The 23,483-nt window shown below is 69.5% G+C and carries 18 protein-coding genes; 7 read left to right on the forward strand and 11 right to left on the reverse strand.

Annotated elements, in window-relative coordinates; genetic code table 11:
• Positions 1-182 precede the first annotated feature (182 nt).
• Positions 183-905 carry a HEAT repeat domain-containing protein gene (locus ACFRAR_RS19560; protein WP_380699361.1) on the forward strand — a complete coding sequence of 241 codons (723 nt, stop codon included), beginning with the start codon at positions 183-185 and terminating at the stop codon, positions 903-905.
• A gap of 19 nt (positions 906-924) precedes the next feature.
• On the opposite strand, the gene ACFRAR_RS19565 is transcribed toward ACFRAR_RS19560, so the two are convergent.
• From ACFRAR_RS19565 to ACFRAR_RS19585, 5 genes are all read right to left on the reverse strand, one after another.
• Entirely contained in the window at positions 925-1,308 is a 384-nt protein-coding gene (locus ACFRAR_RS19565; protein ID WP_380699362.1) for a hypothetical protein, read from the reverse strand.
• 84 nt (positions 1,309-1,392) lie between these two features.
• Positions 1,393-2,361 (reverse strand): hypothetical protein, encoded by a 969-nt coding sequence (locus ACFRAR_RS19570; protein WP_380699363.1) that lies wholly within the window; start codon positions 2,359-2,361, stop codon positions 1,393-1,395.
• Positions 2,358-3,266 (reverse strand): hypothetical protein, encoded by a 909-nt coding sequence (locus ACFRAR_RS19575; RefSeq protein ID WP_380699365.1) that lies wholly within the window; start codon positions 3,264-3,266, stop codon positions 2,358-2,360. The genes ACFRAR_RS19570 and ACFRAR_RS19575 overlap by 4 nt, the downstream gene beginning before the upstream one ends.
• A complete protein-coding gene (locus ACFRAR_RS19580) occupies positions 3,263-4,030 on the reverse strand; it encodes a hypothetical protein (RefSeq protein WP_380699366.1) in 768 nt (255 codons plus the stop codon). Before ACFRAR_RS19580 ends, ACFRAR_RS19575 begins: the two co-directional genes overlap by 4 nt.
• A gap of 65 nt (positions 4,031-4,095) precedes the next feature.
• Entirely contained in the window at positions 4,096-4,959 is an 864-nt protein-coding gene (locus ACFRAR_RS19585; protein ID WP_380699367.1) for a hypothetical protein, read from the reverse strand.
• A 303-nt stretch (positions 4,960-5,262) separates the two neighbouring features.
• Between ACFRAR_RS19585 and ACFRAR_RS19590 the strand changes: the two genes are divergently transcribed.
• Positions 5,263-5,994, forward strand: coding sequence for a helix-turn-helix domain-containing protein (locus ACFRAR_RS19590; RefSeq protein ID WP_380699368.1), 732 nt, complete (start codon positions 5,263-5,265; stop codon positions 5,992-5,994).
• On the opposite strand, the gene ACFRAR_RS19595 is transcribed toward ACFRAR_RS19590, so the two are convergent.
• The 3 genes from ACFRAR_RS19595 to ACFRAR_RS19605 form a co-directional block, all read right to left on the reverse strand.
• Positions 5,967-6,626 carry a class I SAM-dependent methyltransferase gene (locus ACFRAR_RS19595; protein WP_380699369.1) on the reverse strand — a complete coding sequence of 220 codons (660 nt, stop codon included), beginning with the start codon at positions 6,624-6,626 and terminating at the stop codon, positions 5,967-5,969. The two genes, ACFRAR_RS19590 and ACFRAR_RS19595, sit on opposite strands and share 28 nt — an antisense overlap.
• Positions 6,627-6,872: 246 nt before the next feature.
• Positions 6,873-7,076, reverse strand: a complete 204-nt coding sequence (locus tag ACFRAR_RS19600; RefSeq protein ID WP_380699370.1) for a DUF397 domain-containing protein — start codon at positions 7,074-7,076, stop codon at positions 6,873-6,875.
• Positions 7,066-7,926: a helix-turn-helix domain-containing protein gene (locus tag ACFRAR_RS19605; protein ID WP_380699371.1), complete on the reverse strand. Its 861-nt coding sequence runs from the start codon at positions 7,924-7,926 to the stop codon at positions 7,066-7,068. Before ACFRAR_RS19605 ends, ACFRAR_RS19600 begins: the two co-directional genes overlap by 11 nt.
• 236 nt (positions 7,927-8,162) lie before the next feature.
• Between ACFRAR_RS19605 and ACFRAR_RS19610 the strand changes: the two genes are divergently transcribed.
• From ACFRAR_RS19610 to ACFRAR_RS19620, 3 genes are all read left to right on the forward strand, one after another.
• On the forward strand, positions 8,163-8,555 hold the full coding sequence (locus tag ACFRAR_RS19610; RefSeq protein ID WP_380699372.1) for an ATP-binding protein: 393 nt from the start codon (positions 8,163-8,165) through the stop codon (positions 8,553-8,555).
• Positions 8,552-8,812, forward strand: coding sequence for a hypothetical protein (locus tag ACFRAR_RS19615; RefSeq protein WP_380699373.1), 261 nt, complete (start codon positions 8,552-8,554; stop codon positions 8,810-8,812). The genes ACFRAR_RS19610 and ACFRAR_RS19615 overlap by 4 nt, the downstream gene beginning before the upstream one ends.
• Before the next feature lie 164 nt (positions 8,813-8,976).
• Complete coding sequence (locus ACFRAR_RS19620) at positions 8,977-9,555, forward strand: RICIN domain-containing protein (RefSeq protein ID WP_380699374.1); 579 nt, start codon at positions 8,977-8,979, stop codon at positions 9,553-9,555.
• A 5-nt stretch (positions 9,556-9,560) separates the two neighbouring features.
• Here ACFRAR_RS19620 and ACFRAR_RS19625 read toward each other — a convergent pair whose 3' ends face one another.
• Together ACFRAR_RS19625 and ACFRAR_RS19630 are read right to left on the reverse strand one after the other, a co-directional pair.
• A complete protein-coding gene (locus ACFRAR_RS19625; protein ID WP_380699375.1) occupies positions 9,561-9,965 on the reverse strand; it encodes a hypothetical protein in 405 nt (134 codons plus the stop codon).
• Positions 9,966-10,033: 68 nt separating this feature from the next.
• Positions 10,034-10,555 (reverse strand): peptidylprolyl isomerase, encoded by a 522-nt coding sequence (locus tag ACFRAR_RS19630; RefSeq protein WP_380699376.1) that lies wholly within the window; start codon positions 10,553-10,555, stop codon positions 10,034-10,036.
• Between the two features lie 197 nt (positions 10,556-10,752).
• On the opposite strand from ACFRAR_RS19630, the gene ACFRAR_RS19635 reads away from it, so the two are divergent.
• Positions 10,753-10,959, forward strand: a complete 207-nt coding sequence (locus ACFRAR_RS19635) for a hypothetical protein (protein ID WP_380699377.1) — start codon at positions 10,753-10,755, stop codon at positions 10,957-10,959.
• A 78-nt stretch (positions 10,960-11,037) separates the two neighbouring features.
• On the opposite strand, the gene ACFRAR_RS19640 is transcribed toward ACFRAR_RS19635, so the two are convergent.
• Positions 11,038-11,574, reverse strand: coding sequence for a hypothetical protein (locus ACFRAR_RS19640; RefSeq protein WP_380699378.1), 537 nt, complete (start codon positions 11,572-11,574; stop codon positions 11,038-11,040).
• Between the two features lie 869 nt (positions 11,575-12,443).
• Between ACFRAR_RS19640 and ACFRAR_RS19645 the strand changes: the two genes are divergently transcribed.
• Positions 12,444-23,459 (forward strand): LamG-like jellyroll fold domain-containing protein, encoded by an 11,016-nt coding sequence (locus ACFRAR_RS19645; protein WP_380699379.1) that lies wholly within the window; start codon positions 12,444-12,446, stop codon positions 23,457-23,459.
• The last annotated feature ends 24 nt before the right edge of the window (positions 23,460-23,483 follow it).

The raw sequence follows: 23,483 nt of genomic DNA on the forward strand, positions 1-23,483 counted from the left end.
CCGCCCCACCCGCATCCACTCACTCTGCACCCAACACGGCATCGCAACGGCGGCCTGAGCCTGACCTAGATCAAATACTTCGCCAGCAGAGTCGCTCCGTCGACTTCCCACCCCCGCTCCCACCCCCGCTCCCCGGGAAATCGGCTGGTCGCGGGGGGCGGTGTGGGCCAGACTCCGTGGCCATGGACAGCATGATCACCCGGCGGGTCCGCGAACTCGACGCGGACTCGACCGAAGTGGCGGAGGACGCCCAGTACGGGCTGATCGCCCTGGGGCCGCAGGTACTGGACGAGCTGATCGCGGCCACGCCCCGTCTGGGGATGTTCGGGCAGCTCTGCGCCATCGAGGTCTTCAACGCGCTGAAGGACCCCCGGCCGGCGGACGTCCTGATCGGCCTGCTGGACAGTGAGAGCGCCACCGTCCGCCAGTGGGCCGCCGAAGCCCTGGCCGGCCTGGGGGTCCAGCGCGCCGTGCCGGCGATCCGGCGGGTCTACGAGGCCTTCCGGCAGCGGGAGGAGTCCCCCGACGACAGCGAGGGGACGGGCCTTCGCTGGGCGCTGACGGACCTCGGGGCCCGCGAACCCGTGCTCCCGCCCCGGGCCGCCGCGCTGCGCGCCCCGCTGAAGGACCCGAATCCGGCGTGGCCGACGGCCTGCCTCGCCGAGGTCATCGAGGACCTCGCCGCCCACGGTCAGGCGGTGCTCTACTTCCAGGTGTGGCGGGTCGAGCGGGACACGCTGCACGGGGGCGGCGGCCCGGACCTCGACTGGGACGTCGACCGCCGCCTGCCCTGGGAGCGGATCGTGGCCGACTGCCGGGACTGGGCGCTCCTGGCGGCCGAGGAGACCGACAAGGCCCCCGGCCTGGTGGCGACGGTCTGCTGGATCGACGCCTCGGACCTCTGACGATCCGCCGGCCGCGGCCTCACCACAGGCGCAGGAAGCTCCGGACATCGTCGTAGCCGTCGAGGGCCCGGCCGTCCACGTCCGACGGGTCCGCCTCGGAACGCGCCGCCAGCGACCGGGCCAGCGCGACGGCCTCGTCGCCCAGACGCCCGAAGCGCCGGGCGGTGTGGCCCAGGCACAGCCCGGCCAGCCCGAGCAGCGGGCTCCCCGACCGGGCCCGCGTCCCGACCCGCACACACCAGTGCTCGACGAACGCCCCGTCCTCGTCCCCCAGCGCGGCCCCGACCAGCACCCTCGCCGCCTCCCCCTCCCAGGAGGGATCGCGCAGCGCCCGCTCCAACGTCTCGGCCAACACGTCGCGGGGCGGCACGGGCGGGTTCTCGAAGGTCCGGTGCGCAGGCATCCCGCGATGCTACGCGCCGCCTCCCCGGCACAGTCGGGGCGGGGCGGAGCCGGCCGGCCCGGCGGGGGCTCGGCCGGCGGGGCGTCAGGCGAGGAGGTCGGACTGGAGGGTGACGACCTGGCGGAACGGGACGGCGGGGACGCCGGCGGGGTTGGTCATGGTGACGACGGCCACGATGTCGGCGGCGGAGAGGTAGGCGATGCGGGCGGCGGGGGCGCCCTTGGTGCCGGCCGTGGTGGATTCGACGACGGTCAGGCTGTTGCCGTCGGGGGTGTCCCAGTCGTCGTGGGGGGTGCCCTTGGTGTCGGGTGCGGCCTTGGGGGTGCCCTTGGAGCGCAGGTCGGCGAAGGCGCCGAAGGACTCCCCCACGGAGCCGAAGCGCAGCAGCCGGATCTGGGTGCGGGTGCCGTCGGGGGCGGTCCACTCCCGGACGGTGGCCGCGCGGCAGGCGTTCGCCAGCAGCAGGGCGCGTACCTTGACCGGGTCCTTCTGGTCCTCGGTGATCGCGTCGCAGGGCGTCCACCGGCCGAGCGCCGCTCCCGGGTCGGGTGCGCCGGCGGAGGCCGGGGGCGCGGCGGAGGGCGTGGCCGTCGGGGAGGCCGTGGGCGTCTCCGGGGCGGTCGGCGACCCGGCGGGGGCGGGGGCGAGGGTGGGGGCCGGGAAGACGGGCGGGGTCAGGGAGCCGCCGGCCTCCTTGGGGGCGGGCAGCAGCAGGTAGCGCAGGTCCGCACGGTGCGGGGACTTGCCCTTGCCGTCCGGGGTGTCCTGGCCGGCGGGCAGCGGCGGCAGGGTCAGCGGCGCGAAGGTGTAGCGGCCGTCGCCCGCCGTGGCCAGGCCCGGCAGGTCGGTGCGGTCGGCGGCGGTGACGGCCAGGGCGGTGCCGGTACCGGCGAGCACGAACACCAGGGCCGCGCAGCTCCAGCGCACCGCGGCCTTGCGGCGCGAGGCGCGGCGGGCCTCCCGCTCGGCGAGGACGGCGGGGTCCTCGGGCGTGGCGAAGAGGCCGGCGGGGTCCTCGGGGGCGGGCGGCGGCGGGGTGGCGTGGTCGGTCATACGGAGGCTCCGGGGCTGGCGAGGCGGTCGAGCTGGAGGGTGAACAGGGCGACGATCTTGTCCTTGGGCAGCGGTGCCACGCCCTCGGCGCTCATGACCACCAGGAGGTCGCCCTCGGCGGCCGAGCACTCCAGGTAGTCGATCGGCGCGGACGGCGGCGCCGGCATCAGGTAGCAGTGCGCCTCGGGGTGGCCGGGGACGGCCGGGCCGACCCGGAACAGGCCGGTGTCGCCGGTGAAGACCGCGGTGTACTCGTTGATCCGCTGCACTTCCTGCTGGTTGAACTGGCTCAGCGTCAGGCCGATCACCAGGTCGTCCCCGGCGGAGCGGTAGGTGCGCACGCCGGTGGCCTTGACGTGCATGCTCTCCCAGTAGGAGCGCATCGTGTCGCGCTTCTCCTTGGGGAGCTGCTGGAGGTCGGCGGCCCGCTCGGCGGACAGCTGCTCGCCGCTCAGCTCGGTGTCGTTGCCGTAGCCGCCGTCGTCCGGGCCGAGCTGGTAGCCGGCCGGGACGGGCAGCAGCAGGTCGCGCAGCGAGCCGAAGTGGGTGCCGTTGGACTTGGCGCCGTACGGCGTGGCGCTCGCGGTGGGGGTGGGCGCGGTGGACGGTGCGGCGGCGGTGGCCGGCGCCGGGTCGTCGTACTGGGTCCTGATGATGCCGACGCCGATCGCCACGCCGACCAGCGCGGCCGCGGCCGTCGCGGCGCCGGCGCGCAGCAGGCGGCGGGAGGCGGGGACCGGCCCGGCGGGTGCGGTGGGGTCCGCGGGCGCGGCGGGTGCCGCGGGTGCTGCGGGCGCGGCGGGTGCCGCGGGTGCCGCGGGTGCCGCGGGTGCCGCGGGTGCGGTGGCGGGCGCCGGCTCGGGCGTGCCCGGGGCGGCCGCGGTGTCCACGGTGTCGTCGTTCATGCGAGCCGCTCCCACTGTCGCTTGGCGAGGTCCTTGAGGGTGTCGGGGTTCGTCGGCTTGGTGTCGAAGACCTCGATCGCCAACTGCACCGAGCCGCGATTGGCGTTGACCTCGCCGTAGTAGTACTGCTCGGTGCTCTCGGCCCAGTGGGTGGGCACGATGTCCACCCTGTAGCCGCCGTTGGCGTCCTCGGCGAACGGCAGCGCCAAGTAGGTGTGCTTCGCCTCGTCGGCGTGGTCGGCGGTGAACTGGATCAGCTGGACGCGGTAGAAGACGCCGTCCTTCTTCCAGCTCACCTCGGCCGCGCGCCGGAAGCCGCGCGAGGCCAGGTTCTTGAACACCTTGGCCGAATCGCCCTTCTCCTCGGCGAGTTCGCCGATCGAGATCCAGCTCGGCTTGTCCGGGTGGTCTCCCCAGGGGGTGCTGCCCTCGGGCGCGCTGACCAGCAGTCTGGTCAGGTCGCCTTCGATGGCGAGCGGGCCGGGCTGTTCGGCGGCGAGGGCGGCCGGGTCGACCGTGTCGGCCGGGTAGGACGGGAGGGCGACCTGGAGCGCCGGCAGCGGCGTGGGCGGGCGCTGGGCCTGCACGGCGTAGCCGGCGCCGCCGCCGGCCAGGGCGCCCAGCACCAGGGCGCAGGCCGCCAGCCGCACGGGTCGGGGGCGGCGCGGGGCGCGGGGTTCGGCGGGCTCCGGTACGACGGGCGCCGGCGGTGCAGCGGGCGCGGCGGGCACGGCGGGCACCGGCTCCGCGGGTTCGGTGGTCACGGAAGTGGCTCCAGAGGAGGAGGAAGAGGGAAGGAGTGGCTTGGTGCGGGCGGCCGGCGCCGGGCTCAGCCGCCGTTGGTGAGCCACTCGCGCTGGCGCTTCATCAGCTCGTTCAGCAGCGCCTTGTCGGGCGTCCCCTTCACGTCGACGTCGATCGTGTACTGGACGTCGCCCTGGCTGGAGATGCCGGTCATCGAGCCGGTGTAGGCCTGCTGTTTGGGAGCCTTCAGATAGCCGTGGCCGCCGGAGTCGCCGTCGAGGTCGAACGGCTGCAGCGACTTGATCTCGTGGTTCCTGGCGAATTCGCCCGCATTCGCGGTGGAGTCGAACCGGAGCAGGGTGACGGTGACTTCGGCCTTGCCGTCGGCGGTCCGGTACATCCGGGTCGCGCCGCCCTTGTAGCCGTAGGAGGCGAGGATGTCCATGATGCCGTCCTGCTTGCCGAAGACCGCGGCGACGTCCTCGTCGGTCATGGTCATCCCGTCCGCGGGCCCGTAGGACTCGCCGCCGGCCGGGATGGGGAGCAGGAAGTAGCGCAGGTCGCCCTCGTGCTTGCCGCCCTTGACCGTGCCCTTGACGGTGCTGGCGGGGGCGGGCTGGGCCGGGGCGGCGGTGGGCACCGGGACGGGCTCCGCCGAGGGCGTGGCGCCCGCGCCCGTGCCCGTGCTCGGGGTCGCGGTGGCGCCGGCGGCGGCCTTCGGCGGGGCGGGGGCGGCCGCGGCCGGGCGGGCGTCGGGCTTGCCGACGGCGACGGTCACGGCGGCGCTGGCCGCGGTGACGGCGAGCAGGCCGACGGTGGCCAGCGCGACGCCGAGGGCGCGCGGCAGCCGGCGCGGGGCGGGTGCCGGCACGGGCGGCACATCAGCGGCAGCGGCGGCGGCAGCAGCGTCGGCGCCGTCGTTCTCAGGTTCGTTCTCGGGCTCGGGCAAGGCGGTTCCCCCCAGGACAAGGATGCGGAGTCCCACGCGCGGCGCCCCTCGCGGGAACCACTCCCCCCAGCGGGTTCTCCGGGCCTTCCGTCACGCGTGTCGGCAGGAATTATGAGAGGCCGCCGCCGTCGCTGCCAACACGGTCAATCACCACACTCTCACCCAATGTTCGATGAACCGGACGCGTCGTGATCGAACCGCAATGGGCCACTGTCCTGCGGTGATGACGCTGTGTCGACACATCGATTCGAACATGGGGGCCGCCCGGGCCCGGGGACATGAGGCCGCGACTACCGTTGGAGTGTGGACGGAGAGGAGTTCGGCGAGCGGCGCCCGCGCTTCGCCGTCGGCCCCGGGTACGCCCGGTACCGGGGGCCGCTGGCGGACAGCGCCTTCCACCGGCACGCCGCCTTCCAGGTCGCCGTCGCGGTGCGCGGCGGGGACGCGGGCCGGGTGGCCGTCGACGACGCGGACGGGCGGCGCCACCGCGGGCCCGCGGTCGTGGTGGCACCGATGGTGCGCCACCGGATGCCCCCGACCCGCGAGGTGCTCGTCTTCTACGTGGACCCGCACTGCGCCTTCGCCGACCGGCTGCGCGCGGCCTGCGGCACGGGGGTCACCGTCGCCCCGCGCTGGCACGGCCTGACCGAGCGGGACGTGCGGCCGGGCGGCGGGCAGCCGGCCGGCGGGCTGGACCCGAGGCTGGGGGCGGCACTGGCGGCACTGGCCGACGACCAGGTGCCGCTGGAGGGCCTCGCCGCGCGCGTCGGGCTGTCACCGCAGCGCCTGCGGGCCCTGGCACGGCGGCAGTTGGGGGTGCCGCTGGCGCGCTGGCGCAGCTGGCAGCGGCTGTCCCGGGCGGCGCTGGCCCTCGGCGAGGGCTGTTCGCCGGCGCAGGCGGCGCTCGCGGGCGGGTTCGCCGACCAAGCCCATCTCACGCGGTGGATGCGGGAGTTGACCGGGCTGACGCCCTCGCAGGTGCGGCCCGCGCTGCGTGGGGCGGGCGTTCAGCCGCCGGCCCGGCGCGCGGTGTAGAAGGACATCGAGCCGGTCACCGTCGCGACGCTCTCCACCTCGCGCACTCCCTCGAAGCCCGCCTCGGCGATCAGTCGGGGCAGGATGCCGTCGGCGTTGGGCTGGGTGTCCTGCTTGCCGTCGACGAACTGGACGATCCGGAAGGCCAGTCGCATCGCCGGCGTGCGCTGGCGGCCGTAGTCGGCGATCACCAGTTTGCCGCCGGGGCGCAGGGTGCGGTGCATGGCGGCGAGGATCGCCCGCTTCATCGGCACGGGGCACTGGTGGAGGACCAGGCTGGAGACGACGGTGTCCGCCGACTCGGGGCCGAGCAGGTCGTCCACCGCGTCGCCCATGCCGGTGCGGAAGTCGGCGGTGGCGCCGGCCGCGGCGGCCTTGCGGCGGGCCAGGCGCAGCACGGCGGGGTCGGGGTCGACGCCGATGACGGTGGCCAGCGGCTCGGCGCGGCCGAGGAGGACGGCGAGGGAGCCGGTGCCGCAGCCGACGTCGGCGATGACGTCGCCGGGGCGGGGGGCGGCGTGCATGGCCACCAGGCTGCGCCAGAGGCGTTCGCGGGTGAGGGAGACGATGGGGTCGTAGAGGCCGAGGGCGAGGCGTCCGGCGGCGGGGGTGAAGGTGTCGGTCGGGGTCATTCGGCCAGTGTGGGCGGGCGGTGGGGGCGGCGTCTTGAACGAATCGCTCGCCCCTCGCCACCTCGGCCGGGGTTGAACTCCGTTGGGGTTCAGGCGGCTTGGGCCCGGCCGCGTGGGGCGTGGGGGCGCTGCGAAGCGCTTCGGCGGCCCTGGAGGCCGATCCGGCGTGGTCGAGGAAGCGCGCAGGGCCTCCTCCAGGCGAAGGCGGCCCCGCGTGGTGCGCGGGGCCGCCTTGCGGGAGACGAGTCAGAGGCCGACCGGGAACTCGCCCGCCTGGATGCCTGCGACGAAGGACCGCCACGCCTCCGGGGCAAAGCTGAGCGCCGGGCCGTGAGGATCCTTGCTGTCACGAACGGGGATGGAGTCCAGAAGCCCGCTGGCGATCTCGATGCAGTTTCCGCCCTCGCTGCCGCTGTAACTGCTTTTCTGCCAGGTCAATTCAATCGCCATGTCCGTGCCCCTTGATTGCTAGCTCTTGCATCCAAGCCCTGGATTCGTCCGGGCTCATCGCGGCATCTGTGAGCTGTTCGAAGACCAGCTCGTGATGGGCGATGTCTTCGGCCTTCTCCAGGTAAAGGCTGCTTGTCAATGCCTCGACATAGACGATGTCGCCCGGCACATCGGCAAAGGAGAGGATGTGGAACGCCGAGCTCATGGCGGGATGAGAGCCAAGGCTGAACGGGAGGATCCGGATCGTGATGCGGGGCTTGTGTGCGAGCTCGATGAGGTGCTCCACCTGGCTGAGCATGACCTCGGGACCGCCGACCGGCCTGCGAAAGGCCGATTCGTTCAGAACGACCTCCACATCGGGCGCAATCGGCCGGTGAAAGACCTCCTGCCGCTGAATGCGAAGCCCGACACGGCGCTCGACCTCTGGCACACTCAGCCCAACGGGCGAGACCCGAAACATGGCACGGGCGTAGTCCGCCGTCTGAAGCAGACCCGGCACCAACTCAACCTCATAGCCGCGAATCCGCGCGGCGTCGGCCTCAAGGCCCACGTAGGTCTGGAACCAGTCCGGCAGCGTGTCCGCGTAGTCGTGCCACCAGCCGCGCTGAGTGCTGCGGCGGGTCAGGGAGATGAACTGCCGCAGTTCTACCGCGTCGCTGACGCCGTACAGTTCGAGCATCGCACGGACGTCGGATTCCTTCAGGGTCGTCTGACCCGACTCGATGCGCGACACCTTGGTCGCGCTGAAGCCGAGTTCGTCCGCGACGGTTTTGGCCTGACGCCCAGTCCGTTCGCGCAATCTCCGCAGCTCGGAGCCGAGCCTACGGCGCAGCACGGTTGGACTGTCCACGCTCGTCGCTCCCTCTTGGTTGACGTCGGGTCACAGTCTGCCACCTCCCTCGGTGATCACAAGACTCTTGCGGTGCCGCGCAATTGCGCGGGAGTGCGCTTGCGTAACAGAGCTATCGCGGAGCATGCTACAGGGAGTAGCACCATGGGTCGCCTGAGTGACCAAAGGTGGCCGCTACCGGGCATCCCCATGCCCCCGCATGGCTTCAAACTCCGCTCCTGGAAGGCGTCTTCGCCATGTACTGCAACTCCTCCGCCGTCTGGCTGCCGCGCAGCCGCCGCGCACCCCACATCGGCCGCGAGCACCTCGCCGAACTCCTCCACTCCTCCGCCGCCTCGGAGCCGTACCTCGCCCCCGGGCTCCTCCTGGTCTCCGAGCTCGTGACCAACGCCCTGCTGCACGGCACGCCGCCCGGCCACCGCATCCACCTCTCCCTCGACCTCGACCCCGCCCGCCTGCGCATCGAGGTCCACGACGCCCGGCAGGACCGCCGGCCCGTCCTGCGCGCCCTCACCCTCGACGGCGAGGCCGGGCGCGGCCTCCACCTCGTCAAGCCCCTCTCCAAGAACACCGGTTGCGAGCCCCGCAACCCGGTCGGCAAGATCGTCTGGTGCGAGGTGACCGCGTGAGGGCCGACCACGACGTCCGCATCGAGATCCCGGGCCTCCGCCTCCCGGAGGTCCACACCCTCAGCGAAACCGTCCTCGAACGGATCTGGAACGCGGTCTCCCACCTCCCGATGTCCCGCTTCCAGCACTACGCCCTGGAGCGCCGCCTCACCGGCCCCTGCGCCAAGCGCGACATCATCCGCGACCTCACCGACTCCCCCGCCCTCACCCTCCCTGTCGGCGGCGACCACGAGATTCGCATCAGCTGGGCGAACTGACACCTGCCGCCGCCCCCGCCCGCGAAGCTGCGGGCGTCCGGGCATCTGGTTAGCCTGGTCGGGTGAGCACGAAGCATCGCCGTGCCCACCACCCGCCGGGCTTCCGACGCCATCCGCGCACAGAGCCCGCGCACCTCTCGGACACCCCCACAAGGGACACCCCCATGAGAGCGATCACCATGTCTCCTGCCAAGCGCGTCGCGACCGCCGCCATCGCCGCCCTCCTGCTCGGCGCCACCCCCGGCCTGGCCACGGCGGCCACTACGCCGACGCCCTCGCCAGCCCAAACGCCCTCGCCGGTCCCGACGCCCTCGCCCGTCCAGCAGCCCGGGCACTGGTACCGGTACGAGGTCCTGCCGCCGAACCACGTCGTGAAGACCCTGGAGGGCAGCAGCTACGGCAGGGTCATCACGGCCAACCGCCAGCAGTACAACGACCACCAGCTCTGGAGCCTGAGCGGCACCCCCGGCAAGCAGCTGCTGAAGAACAAGGCGACGGGCACGTGCCTGACCGCGCCTGGCGGCTCCTGGGGCGGCGGCGTCACGCTCCGCACCTGCGACAGGAACGACGTGAACCAGCAGTGGAGGACGCGGTACTGGTCGGAGGGCAGGCACACGATCTCGCCCGCGGCGTACCCCGACCTGTACCTCACCGGGAGCGCGCTGATCGGCGGCCCGGTCACCGTCACGCACCGCGACGGGACCTTCGCCCAGCACTGGGCCACGGTGCCCGCGGGGTACTGATCCCCTCAGCCGCTCCCCCGGGCCGTCGACGCGTCCGGGGGTGCGGTCGCGAGGTCGGCCATGCGGTGCATGACCGCTCCGTCCGCCGCCGTCGGCGCCTCCAGGGAGGCCAGTGCCTGGCGCACCGCGAGGCGTCCGGCCATCCGGAAGGAGTGCTCGCGCGAGTCGATCAGGTGCACCACGGTGTGGTGCACCACCAGCGCCAACGCTACTGGTATGCCCGGGAGTTGATCGGCCAGCTCGGCGCGCACGCCGTCGGCGAACGCGGCGTGGAAGCGTTCCGGGTCCTCGGGTGCCGGGCCGCCCGCGACGGTGGCGTCGTGGGCGGCCTCGATGCGCAGGCCCTCCTCCCAGGGCTCGAAGTCCACCACCACGATGCCGACGTCGCTCGGGCAGCCCGTCTGGCGCACGTAGCGGGCCAGGAGGCCGCGGATGGGGCGGGAGGGGAAGGCGGGGCCCCTGGGGGGAGGTCACCGGATCAGGCGTGCTCGATCTCCACGGACGTCACCACGACGTCCTCGACCGGGCGCTCGTCCTCGGTCGGGGTGGCGGCGATCGCGTCGACCACGGCCTTGGAGGCGGCGTCGGCGACCTGGCCGAAGATGGTGTGGCGGCGGTTGAGGTGGGTGGGGGTGCCGACGGTGATGAAGAACTGCGAGCCGTTGGTGCCCGGGCCGGCGTTGGCCATCGCGAGCAGGTACGGCTTGGTGAAGAACAGCTCCGGGTGGAACTCGTCGGCGAAGGCGTAGCCCGGGCCGCCGGTGCCGGTGCCGGTCGGGTCGCCGCCCTGGATCATGAAGCCCTTGATCACCCGGTGGAAGAGGGTGCCGTCGTAGTACGGGCCGGTGCCCGGTTCGCCGGTGCGCGGGTCGGTGTACTCCCGGGCGCCCTCGGCGAGTTCGACGAAGTTGCGGACCGTCTTCGGCGCGTGGAAGGGGAACAGCTCCAGGCGGATCGGGCCCGCCGTGGTGTGCAGGGTGGCGAACCGGGCAGTGGCCACGGGTGACTCCTCGGGGTGCGGTCGGTGCGGTCGGTGCGGCTGACGTGGCCGGTACGGGGTGCGGCCGGTGCGGTGTGACCTGGGCCGTCGGACCACCGCATCCTGGCACAGGCCGCGCTCGCGCGGGCGAACCGGGTGGGAGGATGCACACGTCAAGACGTACAGGAAGCATCGGGAACGAAGGACGGGTGGTCGTGATGGTCGGTGCGGTTCTGGTGGGCGTGCTGGTCCTGGTCGTGGCGGGGTGCGGCTGCGTGGTGTGGGCCGAGCGGGGCGGGCCGCGCTGGACACGGGTGGTCTCGGCCCTCACCCTCGGCGCCGGGGGCGCGCTGCGCGGCTACCTGCGCCGCCGGCGGCGCCGGACCGGCAACAGTGGCGGCGGGGACATCGGGGGCGGCGACTGACCGAGTCATTGGGTGGTGGAGCTCGCTTGTGTCATCATCCACCTTCGCCAGCTCAGGCGGCACCTTGAGGCGATTCAGTCAGTTTCCCGAACCGGTCAGCGCGAGGGCGCGGCGGTGGATCTCGGCGGCCTTGTCCGTGTCGTTGCCGGAGATCGAGTCGATCCCGACCGGCGCAGGCTGACCATCCGAGGCGATCGCAACGAACGTGGTGCGCGGGTTGGCGGTGGCGGCGGCAGTCGAGGCATGCCCAAAGGTGGGACCGAGGGCGATGACGAGGTCGCAGTGCTGGGCAGACAGGCCTGCGAGGTAGGGCACCGCCTGTTCGCTGGTCGAAGCCCGAGCGAATAGCTGCTGAACATTCAAAGGCCGCTGATGGGAGGCATCTTGGAGGGCCGCCCAGATGGCATTCGTATCGCTACGACCACTGGCCTCGGTGGTGTCGCCGGTCAGACAGGCAGTGCGCCGCCCGGCGATGTTGGAGGGCGTGATCGGACTCGGGCGACCATCCCTGTCGTCTCCCGTTCCGAGGTAGAGCAGCGCCGCAGCACCGGCTGCGGCCAGGGCAAAGGCCAGTCCGAGCGCCCCGCAAAGGCGCGGGTTGGTGGGCAACCTCATAGCGGACTGCTCCTGGCGTGTGGGCGGCAGGTGGCGACGGTCAAGTCTTGCCCAGTGGTTCCTCTAGTCAGGTAAAGAAAATGAAAAAACCATGAAGAACATATCTGGATTCTATGGGCATCTACTCCCGTAACGACCGCCAGAGTATGAACTTTTTTCTGTACCTGAAGGGTCGCTTCAGATAGGAAGGGCACGGACCGACTCGGAAGGCGGTCAGTCACTTCGTATGCATCTGTGGGGGATTGGCCATGCGTCGCTCGCTTGCCTTGATCACGTCTCTGGCCGTCATGCTGACTGTCGGCACTCAGGAGGCAAGCGCTTTCACCGCTGCCAGCGCCCCGATCCCAACCGTCACACCGAGCACTCCACAGCAGGTCAGTGGTGATCCGAACCGCAACAGCCACACCGTTCCGTCCTCACAGACCACGAAGGACGGCGCCGGCCCTAGGAACTCCGCTCACCAACCGGGCCCTGGTGAACTGCCCGAGAGCAAGGCGATGGAGGGCGATACGACCCCACACCCTTCAGGTGACGGTCAGCCCAAGGTCCCAGTGGAGGGAGAGGCAGTTACCCCACCGCCATCCTTGGAACACCACCCGGGTGACGTTCCACCCGACAGCCCTGGACCTGGCGACGCGGGACATCAGAAGGCCGCCGCGCCGAAGAACGACTCCGAGAGCAGCACGGGCCCGAAGCCCCCAGCCGCCAAATCGGCATCGCCCTCAGCGAAGGATCGCCCGGCCCGCGACGACGCCACTTCCCTCGGGATGCCTGCCGGGGGCGCCGAGGTCACCGGTGCCCGGACCGACAGCACCTCGGTCTACCAGAACCCAGACGGCACCAAGACCCTTCGGGTCTACCCCCGGCCCGTGCATTACCAGAAGGCCGATGGCAGCTGGGACGACATCAACACCAACTTCTCGCTCGACCGCGCCGGCCGCTGGGCCGAGCAGGCCAACACCCAACAGGCCACCTTCGCCGCCAAGTCCGACGATCCATCGCTCGTGAGCTGGACCCTGGACACGGAGCACATGGTCTCCTATGGCCTGCAGGACGCCACCGCGGTACGCGGTGTCGCGGAAGGCGACACGCTGACCTACCCGCTCGCGCGCCCCGCGAGCGACATCGTCTACAACGGGCTCGCCCAAGGCATCAAAGAGTCCTTGGTCCTGCACGATGCCAGCGCCCCGACCAGCTGGGTCTTCCCACTGCACACTGTCGGGTTGACCCCCGCCATCGGGCCGACCGGTGAGGTGCGGTTCAAGGATGCCTCGGACACGGTGCGGCTGACGATTCCGCGTGGCTTCATGATGGACTCGAAAGTCGATCCGGCATCCGGCGACGGCGTGCTCAGCGACGGCGTCAGCTACCGTCTGATCGACCAGGACGGCAGGCCCGCCCTGCAGGTGGACCTGGACACGGCATGGCTGCACGACGTCAATCGAGTCTTCCCGGTCACCGTGGATCCGTCGACTTCAAGCATCGGCGTCGGCCAGTCGACCTATGTCCGCTCCGACCAGAAGGCGAACTTCTCCACCGATCCGCTGCTGCGGATCGGCACTTCCGACGGCGGCGCCTCAAAGACGAACAGCTATCTCTACTTCCCCGGCGTGGCCACCGCCCTGCCGCACAACTACCTGCACGCCGCCACGCTCAACCTGAACAACACGCACTCCTACGAGTGCTCTCCCCACCCGGTGTACGTGAACCAGATCGCCAGCGCATGGAATCCCGCGACGATCAACAGCTACCCCGGAGTGTCGATTGGTCAACAAGTGGGCAGCGCCCAGTTCGCCGCAGGCGACACTTGTGGCGGCGCCATGTGGGAGGCCATAGACCTTGGCCGCAACCACAACGACGCCGGCGTCCAACTGGTCGAGAGCTGGGCCCGCGGCGGCGCCAACTACGGCCTCGCTCTGACGGCCAGCACCACGGACTCGAACCACTGGAAGAAGTTCTCCAGCGCCAGCAGTGCCTACCCGCCCTATTTGTCGATCGTCTACAGCGACTGGGCCGCAACCTACGCTCCGGCCGGCAGCTACATGCCCCCGACCTACAACACGCCCGGCTACCAGCAGGTCACCCTGACAAACATGGCAGCCAACTGGTGGAACTCGCAGAGCATGCAGGTCAAGGCACGGCTGTTCGACTCCAGCTGGAAGGAGCAGTGGTTCAACGCACCGCTCACCGGAGTCTCCGGCCTGGTCAAGACCTACGAGTCCGTGACAGTCAACGGGGTGATCCCGCCGTTGCCGCTCGGGCGCTCCTACTACCTGTGCTGGGACGGGTACGTCGGCGGCAGCACGTCCCTGCACGACTCCTACTCGATCCCGTTCGGCACCTGTACCACTGTCTCCGGGGCCAACACCGCGCCGCAGCTGGACGTCCTGGCCCCGCCCAACAACACCGTGGTCGGCAACCTCACCCCGCAGCTCTACGCCACCGGCCACGACCCGGACAACTATCCGGGCACAGGGCTGGACTACGACTTCAGGGTCTACACCAACCCGTCCTCGGGGGACCCCCAGCTGATCGCCGAGTCGGGCTGGCAGCCCAGCACCTCGTGGGCGGTACCAGCTGGCAAGCTCGCCTGGAACACCGGCTACCTGTGGAACGTCAAGGTCGGCGACCATGCCGGCGAGAGCCCGTTGTCCAGCACTCTCTTCTTCTCCACCCAGGTCCAACAGCCTGTGATCACCTCCCACCTGGGCGGTTCCGTCGGCGATGGAGCCGGGCGTCCCTTCGATGCCAAGGTCGGAAACTACACCACGGCTACCACCGACGCCGACGTCAAGAGCATCGGCCCGGCCCTGGCGGTCAACCGCTCATACAACTCCCTGGACCCGCGCACGTCGACACTGTTCGGCAACGGCTGGACCTCCAACTTCGACATGCGGGTACAACCCGACAACGACGGCACCGACTCAGTCGTCCTCACCACCACCAGCGGCCGGGCCGCTCGCTTCGGCAAAGACCCGAACAACGGAGCCCTGTACACTCCCCCTCCGGGTGAGTTCCAGTCCCTCAACAAGGTTGCCTCGGGATTCGACCTGATGGCCAAGGACGGAACCCGCTACGAGTTCCACGTCGCATCGGGCAACGGCTACGCCCTGTCGCTGGTACGGGATACCGTCGAACACATCCAGGAGCTGAGCTATAACAGCGGTGTCCTGGCCACGGTGAAGGACACGTCCTCGGGCCGAGCACTGCACTTCGAGTGGACGGCCGACAACCGGCACGTTGCGAAGGTCTACACCGACCCTGCCACCGGCACGGACTGGAACACCGCCCTGACCTGGACGTACACCTACAACGCGAGCAACCCGGACGAGCTGGACCAGTTCTGCGCGCCGCCAACCGGCGGAAACACCGCCAGGTCCTGCACCAACTACTCGTACACCGCCGGCTCCCACCTGCGCTCGGCCGTCCTGGACTCCGCCCCGGCCTCGTACTGGAGGCTCGGGGAGAAAACCGGAGGCACCGCCATCAGCGAGGTGGCGGAGAATCAAGGCAACGACAACGCCCGCTACTCCGGCACCGGCGTCACCCTCGGCACGCCCGGTCCGACCGGCTCCGGTGCCACGGCTGCGGCCTTCGACGGATCCTCCGGTTACGTCGGACTCCCGCAGAACGTTCTGGACACCTCCTCCTACACCTCGGTCGGGCTCTGGTTCAAGACAAGCGGCTGGGGAGTACTGTTCAGCTACCAGGCCGACGCCTTCCCGGGCAACGGATCCACTCCGGCCAACTACACTCCCGCGCTGTACGTCGGCCAGTCCGGCAAACTACACGGAAAGTTCTGGAACGGTCCATCAGCCACAATCGACTCCAAGAACCCGGTCAATGACGGCAAGTGGCACTTCGCCCTACTCTCGGCAGCCGGCAACACCCAGACGCTGTACCTGGACGGCGAGGCACAGGGCGCGCTTCCCGGGGCGGTGATCGCCCCCGGTCAGCGCTCCGAGGCGATCGGCGGCGGTTTCCTTAGCGCCGGCTGGCCGGACAACCCGTACAACAACACCGGTCACGCCAACTACTTCAACGGCAGCATCAGCGATGTGGCCTTCTACAGCCACACACTCGGCGAGCCGGCCGTCAAGTCCCTGTGGCGGGCCGGCAGCCAGCCCTCCACCACACTCACCGGGCTGAAGCTCCCCTCCGGCAAGTCCCGGCTGGCCGTCAGTTACGACACGATCAACGACCGTGCTGCCAAGGTGACCGATGAGAACGGCGGCACCTGGTCGCTCGGCCAACCCACCGTGACCGGCTCCTCCCAGGAGTACCGCGGCTCCGTCATGGGTTCCCGACCCGACGGATACTGGAGGCTGTCCGACGGCGCCGGCGTGCAGGCCGCGAACCAGGTCTACACGCCGAGACCGACGCCCAACAACGGCACCTACGCCAACGTCGAACTCGGTTCGCCTGGTCCGATGACCGGCTCGGCCGGCTCGGCAACCTTCGACGGAAACACGTCCTGGGCGGAAATACCCGCGGCCTACGCGCCGCAGAACGGGCCCGGTGCGCTCGCCCTGTGGTTCCGAACGGATCGGCCCGGCGTGCTGGTCTCGTACCAATCGTTCCCGGTCAACGGCACCCCCAACGGCACCACCGACCGCTGGAACCCGGCCCTCTACGTCGACAGCAACGGCAAGCTGCGGGCCCAGTTGTGGATGGGCGACGCCGGGCGGACCCTGGCCGGCGGAGTGCCCGTCAACGACAACAAGTGGCACTTCGCAGTGATCTCCGCCGACAGCCCGACCAGTCAGACTCTCTACCTCGACGGATCCCCCGCCGCAGGACCGCTGAACGGCACGATCACCCCAAACGGCACCGACCACGTCTTCCTAGGCGCGGGCAACGTCACCGGCGGCTGGCCGCAGGCACCGACCGACCGGGCAGGTCACTTCAAGGGCCAGCTCGCCAATGTGGCCGCATACCCGCACGGCCTGAGCGCCGCCGCCATCTCCTCGCTCTACCAGCTCGCCACCACCTCCGGCGCCACCCAGTACGACGCCGCCGTAGTGGACGGCAAACCCACCGGCTACTGGCGCCTAGGCGACACCACCGGCAACCAGGCCGGCGAGCTGATCTCCTCGGCCGCGCTCGCCCAGAACCGCGGCAGCTACCACAACACCACCTGCTGCCAACCCGGCCCCTGGGCCTCCGGCACGTCCACGGCTGCCAGCTTCAACGGCACCAACGCCTACGTCCAACTGCCCGCCAACACCGCTCCCAAGCACTGGGGCGCGGCAACCGTCGAGCTCTGGTTCAAGACCACGGCCCCCGGAGTGCTGTACGGCTACCAGTCCTTCCCAGTCGACGGGAAGCCGAACGGCTCGACCGACCGCTGGAACCCGGCGCTCTACATCGGCTCTGACAAGAAGCTCTACGGCACCCTGTGGACCGGCTCCGCCAACAACGCCCTGGTCTCGACGAACACGGTCACCGACGGCGCCTGGCACCACGTCGCCCTGGCCGGTGACGGATCCGGCCAGACTCTCTACCTGGACGGCTCCCCGACAGCGAGCAGCACCACGGCGCTGCCCATCACCTACAACGGTTCGGCATACTCCTTCCTCGGCGCCGGCTGGACCGGCGGCGGCTGGCCCAACGCGCCGTCGGACCAGGTCAGCTACTTCAACGGAGCCATCGCCGACTTCTCCATCTTCCGGTCCCGGCTCACCAAGGACACGATCTCCGGCCACTTCAACCGGGCAACCTCCGCCGCCGTGGTCGGCGGCCTGGACGCCGCGAGCTCCTACCGCGCCAAGATCGTTCAGGACAGCGCGATCGGCTACTGGCGCCTCAACGACCCATCCGGTTCCTGGTACGCCGCCAGCCAACTCGGTGACGCCCGTCCCGATGTCACCACCGGCGACCTGACCGACGTCCTGCTGAACGGCAACGGACCTTCCAACGACCCCAACCAGAGGTCGGCCGTGTTCAACGGCACCACCTCGCAGATCAAACTCCCTCCCGAAGCCGCACCGGTCCGAGGCTCGGCCAGCGTCGAGCTGTGGTTCAAGACCACCGGTGACGGCCCGTTGTACAGCTACCAGGACTTCCCCGTCGGCGGCACGCGCGGGAGCTGGAATCCGGCCCTGTACGTCGGGTCGGACGGCCGCGTCCACGGTCAGTTCTGGATGGGCTCGGGCGCCGCCATGACCTCCGACCGGACGGTCAACGACGGCAAGTGGCACCAGGTCGTCCTCGCCGCCGACGACAGCGGCCAGACCATCTACATCGACGGACAAGTCAGCGCCGCCGACACCAGCGGGCGCAAGATCACCTTCAACGGCACCCCGTACGTCTACCTCGGTGCTGGTACCACCTCCGGCTGGCCCGGTGGTGGCACCGAACACTTCAAGGGAAACATCGCGGAAGCCTCCTACTACAGCAGCCGACTCGACGCCGCCACGGTGGCCGCCCATTTCCAGGCCATGGGCAACGGCGGCACCGCCATGCCGGTCACTACCACCGTCGTCACCGACCCCGGCGGCTACAACCTGACCTACCAGTACGACACTCGGTCCTCCCAGTTGCTCTCCCGCACCGACGGCTACGGCAACACCACCCGCTACACCTACGACACCGCTGGGTACCTCTACGCCGTCAGCGACCCCAACGGACACACCATCACCACCGGTCACGACGCGCGCGGCAACACGGTCTCCCGAACCACCTGCCGCGGCACCGGGAGCTGCCAGACCAGCTACGCCACGTACTTCCTGGACAGCGGCAGTCCGTTCAACCCGACCAACGACAAGATCCTGACGTCCAGCGACGGGCGGTCCTCGGGGCCCAGCGACACCACCTACACCACCCGCTACACCTACGACGCCCAGGGCCAGCTGGCTTCCACCACCCTGCCGGCCACGCCGGACTTCCCTAAGGGTCGGGTCAGCTACATCTGGCGCACCATCGGAGTCGGCCTGCCGCCGGGAAAGATGGTCCCATTCGGGCTTGTCCGGGCACAGACCGGCCTGCTCGACGCGGCGACTTACCCGGACCCGTTCAGCGTCCCTGCCGACCAGCAGACCGCGTACGCCTACCAAACCAACGGCGATGTCGCGTCTGTCGCCTCGCCGCTGCGGCCCGCAGTCAACTACGGCTATGACAACCTGGGCCGCATCATAAGTCAGTCGTACAACTGTGACGACTGTCCGGGCGGCACCACCGCAGCTCCCCGGGTGCTCCGGACCGACTACACCTGGGATGGTCAGGACAACCAGGCCACCCGTACCGACCCGTACGTCACCGATGCTGTCACCGGTACCAAGCACACCCGCCGGACCACCATGGCCTACGACGTGGACGGCAACCAGATCAGCCAGACCATCTCGGACATCACGGGCGGCGACCAGCCGCGCACCACAATGTGGATATACGAGGCTGACACCAGCCGGGTGAAGCAGGTCAAGGACCCCGGCGGCCACCTCACCTCGTACACCTACGACCGCTACGGCAACGTCGCCACCCGGACCGACGCGGCCGGCAGCACCTACAGCTACAGCCACTCACCGATGGGCCAGCTGCAGCAGACCGCCATCACCAACTACACCGGCAGCAGTGCGACCCCAACCGCACCGCGCTGGCAGGTCATCAGCTCACTCGGCTACGACCCGGCCGGCCGTCTCGCGACCGATACGGACGCGATGGGGCGCACCACACACACGTACTACAACAACGACAACACCGTCGCCGAGATCGACCTGGACAGCTACCACAACGCCGACGGCTCCATGCGCAACGTGGTTCTGCAGCAGAACACCTACGACAACGCGGGCCACCTCACCCAGCAGGTGACCGGCGGAGGCAAGACCACCGCCGTCACCGCCTACGACGCGGCCGGCAGGGTCAGCCGCACGACCGTCGACCCCGGCGGCCTCAACCGCACCACTGCGTACACCTACGACGTGGCCGACCGCCCGACCAGCGTGGTCAGCACGGGTGGCGCGGACTCGAGCTCGGCCCAGACCGATTACGCCTACGACGTGACCGGAAACCTGTTGAAGCAGACCGCCCGCAACCAGCCCACCGACTCGGTGGTGGCGTTCGGCTACAACAGCCGCGGCCTGCGCACCACCACCGTCAGCCCGAACGGCAACGCGGCCGGGGCCGACCCCGCCCCGTACACGAGCAGCACCAGCTACGACGAGGCCGGCCGCCCCACCGTCACCACGGGCCCGCTGGTCAACGCCGAGTCCTACGACCCGGCCAGCCGAGACAGCAAGCCGCAGCAGGTCCGGCCGATCGGCCGCACAGGCTACGACGCCTTCGGCCAGTTGACCTCCCAGGTCGACGCATTGGGCAACACCGCCACGTTCACCTACGACCTCGACGGCAACCGGGTTGGCACGGCCGGTTCCGCGTACACCGACCCGCAGTCCGGCACAACGACAACCCCGACCACTACGACCGAGTACGACGCGCTAGGCCGACCCGTCACAAACATCGTCGACCCAACAGGCCTCAAGCTGACGCACACCGTGCGGTACGACCAGTTCGGCAACGTGGTGCAGACCACCCTGCCGCCGACCGGTGGTGCCACCGCGCCGACCGTCACCAACTCCTACGACCTCAACGGCGAACTGCTCGCCACCACCGGCCCGACTGGCGCTGTCAGCCAGTCCACCTACGACGACCTCGGGCGACGTATCACCAGCACTCAGCTGGAGCGCTACCCGGTCCCTGCCGCTTACACCAGCATGTTCACCTGGGATGACGCGGGGAACCAGCTCAGTTCCACGTCTCCCGGCGGCGCCGGTACCAAGGCCACCTACAATGCCGTCGGCCAAGCGCTCAGCGTCACCGATCCGGCTGGCGTCACCGTCCGCCCCGCCTACGACGGGCTCGGCCGGACCACCCGCGTGACTCAGGCCGACGGCACCGCGACCGTCACGGGCTACGACCGCCTGGGGCGGACGCTGACCACCACCGACCTGGACACCACGGGCACCACCGTGGCCACCCAGTACGCCACCTACGACCTGGAGGGGAACGTCCTCAGCGCCACCGACAAGGTGGCGAGCAACACCGACATCGCGGCGCACGCGTGGAGGTTCAGCTACAACCCGGCTGGACTGCCGGTCCAGCAGGTCGAGCCGGTCGCCTCAGGGCAGACGATCACGACGTCCTACGGCTACGACACCGGTGGGCGCAGGACCCGCTGGACCAACGGCAAAAACGTTCCGGTCTACTACACCTACAACAGCCTCGGGCTCCCCGAGTCGACAGTCGAGCCGCCAACCACCGCTCACCCGAAGGCCGCCGAAGGTCTGTTCACCACCAGCTACGACCTCGCCGGACGGGCCGTCACCCTCGCTGAACCAGGAGGAGTGATCCGCCGCCGAAGCTACGACGGCGCTGGCAACCTGACCCAAGAAACCGCCACTGGCGCGGAGGTGACCACACCGAACCGAACCCTCGGCTACGACGCGGCCAGCCACCTCATATCCGTCGGCGCCCCCGGCACCATCTCCGACACCTATACCTACAACGACCGCGGCCAACTGCTCGCCTCCACCGGCCCCGGCGGTGCCAGTGCCTACAGCTACAACAGCGACAACCGGATGACCGCCCGCACCGACGCGGCCGGAACCACCGCCTTCGGCTACAACGCGGCCGGTCAAATGACCAGCGCGGCCGATCCGTTGACCGGCACGAAGGTGAGCTACAACTACGACACGGCCGGCCGCATGATCACCGAGCGCTACGGCACCGGCGGCACCCGTAACTACGGCTACGACAACCTCGGACGACTTCGCGACGACACCGTCAAGAACCCGAGCGGTACGACCGTCGCCTCCATCGGCTACGGCTACGACCTCAACAACCGCATCATTAGCAAGGCCACCACCGGCACCGCAGGCGCTGCGGCCAACCAGTACGGCTACGACCTCGCCGGACGGCTCACCTCCTGGAACAACGGCACCACCGCCATCGCTTACACCTGGGACGCGGCTGGCAACCGAACCTCGGCCGGCGGCGTCACCTCCGCCTTCGACGAACGCAACGAACTGCTGAACGACGCGTCCACAACATACAGTTACTCAGCTCGCGGGACCCTCACCGGCAGCATGGCCCAGGGCTCCCAGCCCAAGGACGTCCAATTCGACGGCTTTGACCGAATGGTCAGAGAAGGACCGTCCACCTATACCTACGACTCACTGGACCGAGTCACCCAGACCGGGAACAGCGTCTTCACCTACGACGGCGGCTCCAACAACGTCGTCACCGACGGCACCGCCAACTACACCCGCACCCCTGGTGGCGAGCTCCTCGGCACAGCTGCCACTGGCTCGACGCCCAACCCGCGCCTGACGATCACCGACCAGCACACCGACGTGATCGCCACGATCGACCCGGCCGCCAACGGCGTCGCCGGCTCCACCGCCTACGACCCCTTCGGTAAGCCCACGGCGAGCGCCGGTGCCACCAACTCAATCGGCTACCAGAGCGGTTGGACCGACCCGGCCTCGGGTGACGTCAACATGGCCGCCCGCTGGTACCGCCCGGGTAGCGGCACCTTCGCCTCGCGCGACTCTTGGCAGCTGGGAACCAGCCCGTCCGTCCAGGGGAACCGGTTTACCTACGGCAACGGAGACCCGGTCGACTCGACCGACCCGTCGGGGCACACGACCGAGTGTTATGGCTTCTGGAAGCTCCCCCCGATCATCAACCGGCTCGTCGGCCCGGCGCTCAAGTGCAGACTCATCAAGGAGAACCACATCGCCGAGGATTTCAGTGGCGATTCTTACGGCGTTCCCCCTGCCCTGGGTTACTGCGACAAGTACTGGTGGACGACCGAGTGCGGCGGTTCCGGTCAGCGATGGGCCACGCCCCCGGCAAGCAACGGGCGGGGCTCGCCAGCAGAAACAATCCGGACACTCACTCACGGAGGCGGTTCGGGCGGCGGCGGTCGCAGAAATCCCGGCCCGACCCACAAACGCGCCCCCGGTCCCACCCTGCCCAAGCCCAAGCCCAAGCCTCCGACGAACCCCCGCCCAACCAACGACAATGACCGCCCACACGCCAACCCCGACCCGATCGACTTCTTCACCGACACCATCGTCACCGTCGGCGCCGCCATCGTCACGACCGTCGTCGTCGAAGGCGCCCCAGTAGTCGTCGGTACCGTCACCACTGTTGGATCCGGCATCGTCGCCGGCACCGGCGCCCTGATCGACCTCGCCGACGACCTGCTCACCGACCCGGAACCGGTTCCCGAGCCGACGCCGCGCGGTAGGCCCGCACCCGGGACAGATGAGGATCGCGATTGCCGGAATGGGTTCGGTACCGGCTGGCGACGCTATTCACCGGTAGACGTGGCACACGGCAGTCGGGCCACCGGAGTCGAGGCATGCCTAGACGAAAACTTCACCAAACCGAACGGCAGTAAGACAAAGACAATTGGCAGCGACACGATCACCCCGCCGGGGTATTGGTGGGCCAAGGAATATGTTGAAGAGCTGGGAAATGGTAAGAAAGTAGGAAATTGGCGCAACGCCTGCCACCTGCTGGCTAGCTCCCTGGGGGGCGACGGAGATATTTACGAGAACATCGCGACTTGCTCCCGCACAGCAAACAGCTACGCGACGGACAGGAGAGGGCCCGAACATCGAGTGGACAACATGTACGACTGGGAGAAAAAGGTCAAGAAAGCAGTTGAAAATGAACACCAGATTGTACATTACGAAGTGATTCCAAAATACAACGGAGACAGGATAGTGCCCATCGGATTTCAAATGAAAGCCACCGGCCGTAAACCTGGCGGAGCGCCCGGAATATCTTTCAATGAGTATGTCCCCAACGAAATGTACAGCCTCCACGATCAACAATGGCACAATATGGGCCAGTATGCGCCAGAAGAATTTAAGTACTAGCATGATCGAAAACTCATGGAAGGG

Source organism: Kitasatospora sp. NPDC056651 (assembly GCF_042792155.1).
Classification (GTDB): domain Bacteria; phylum Actinomycetota; class Actinomycetes; order Streptomycetales; family Streptomycetaceae; genus Kitasatospora.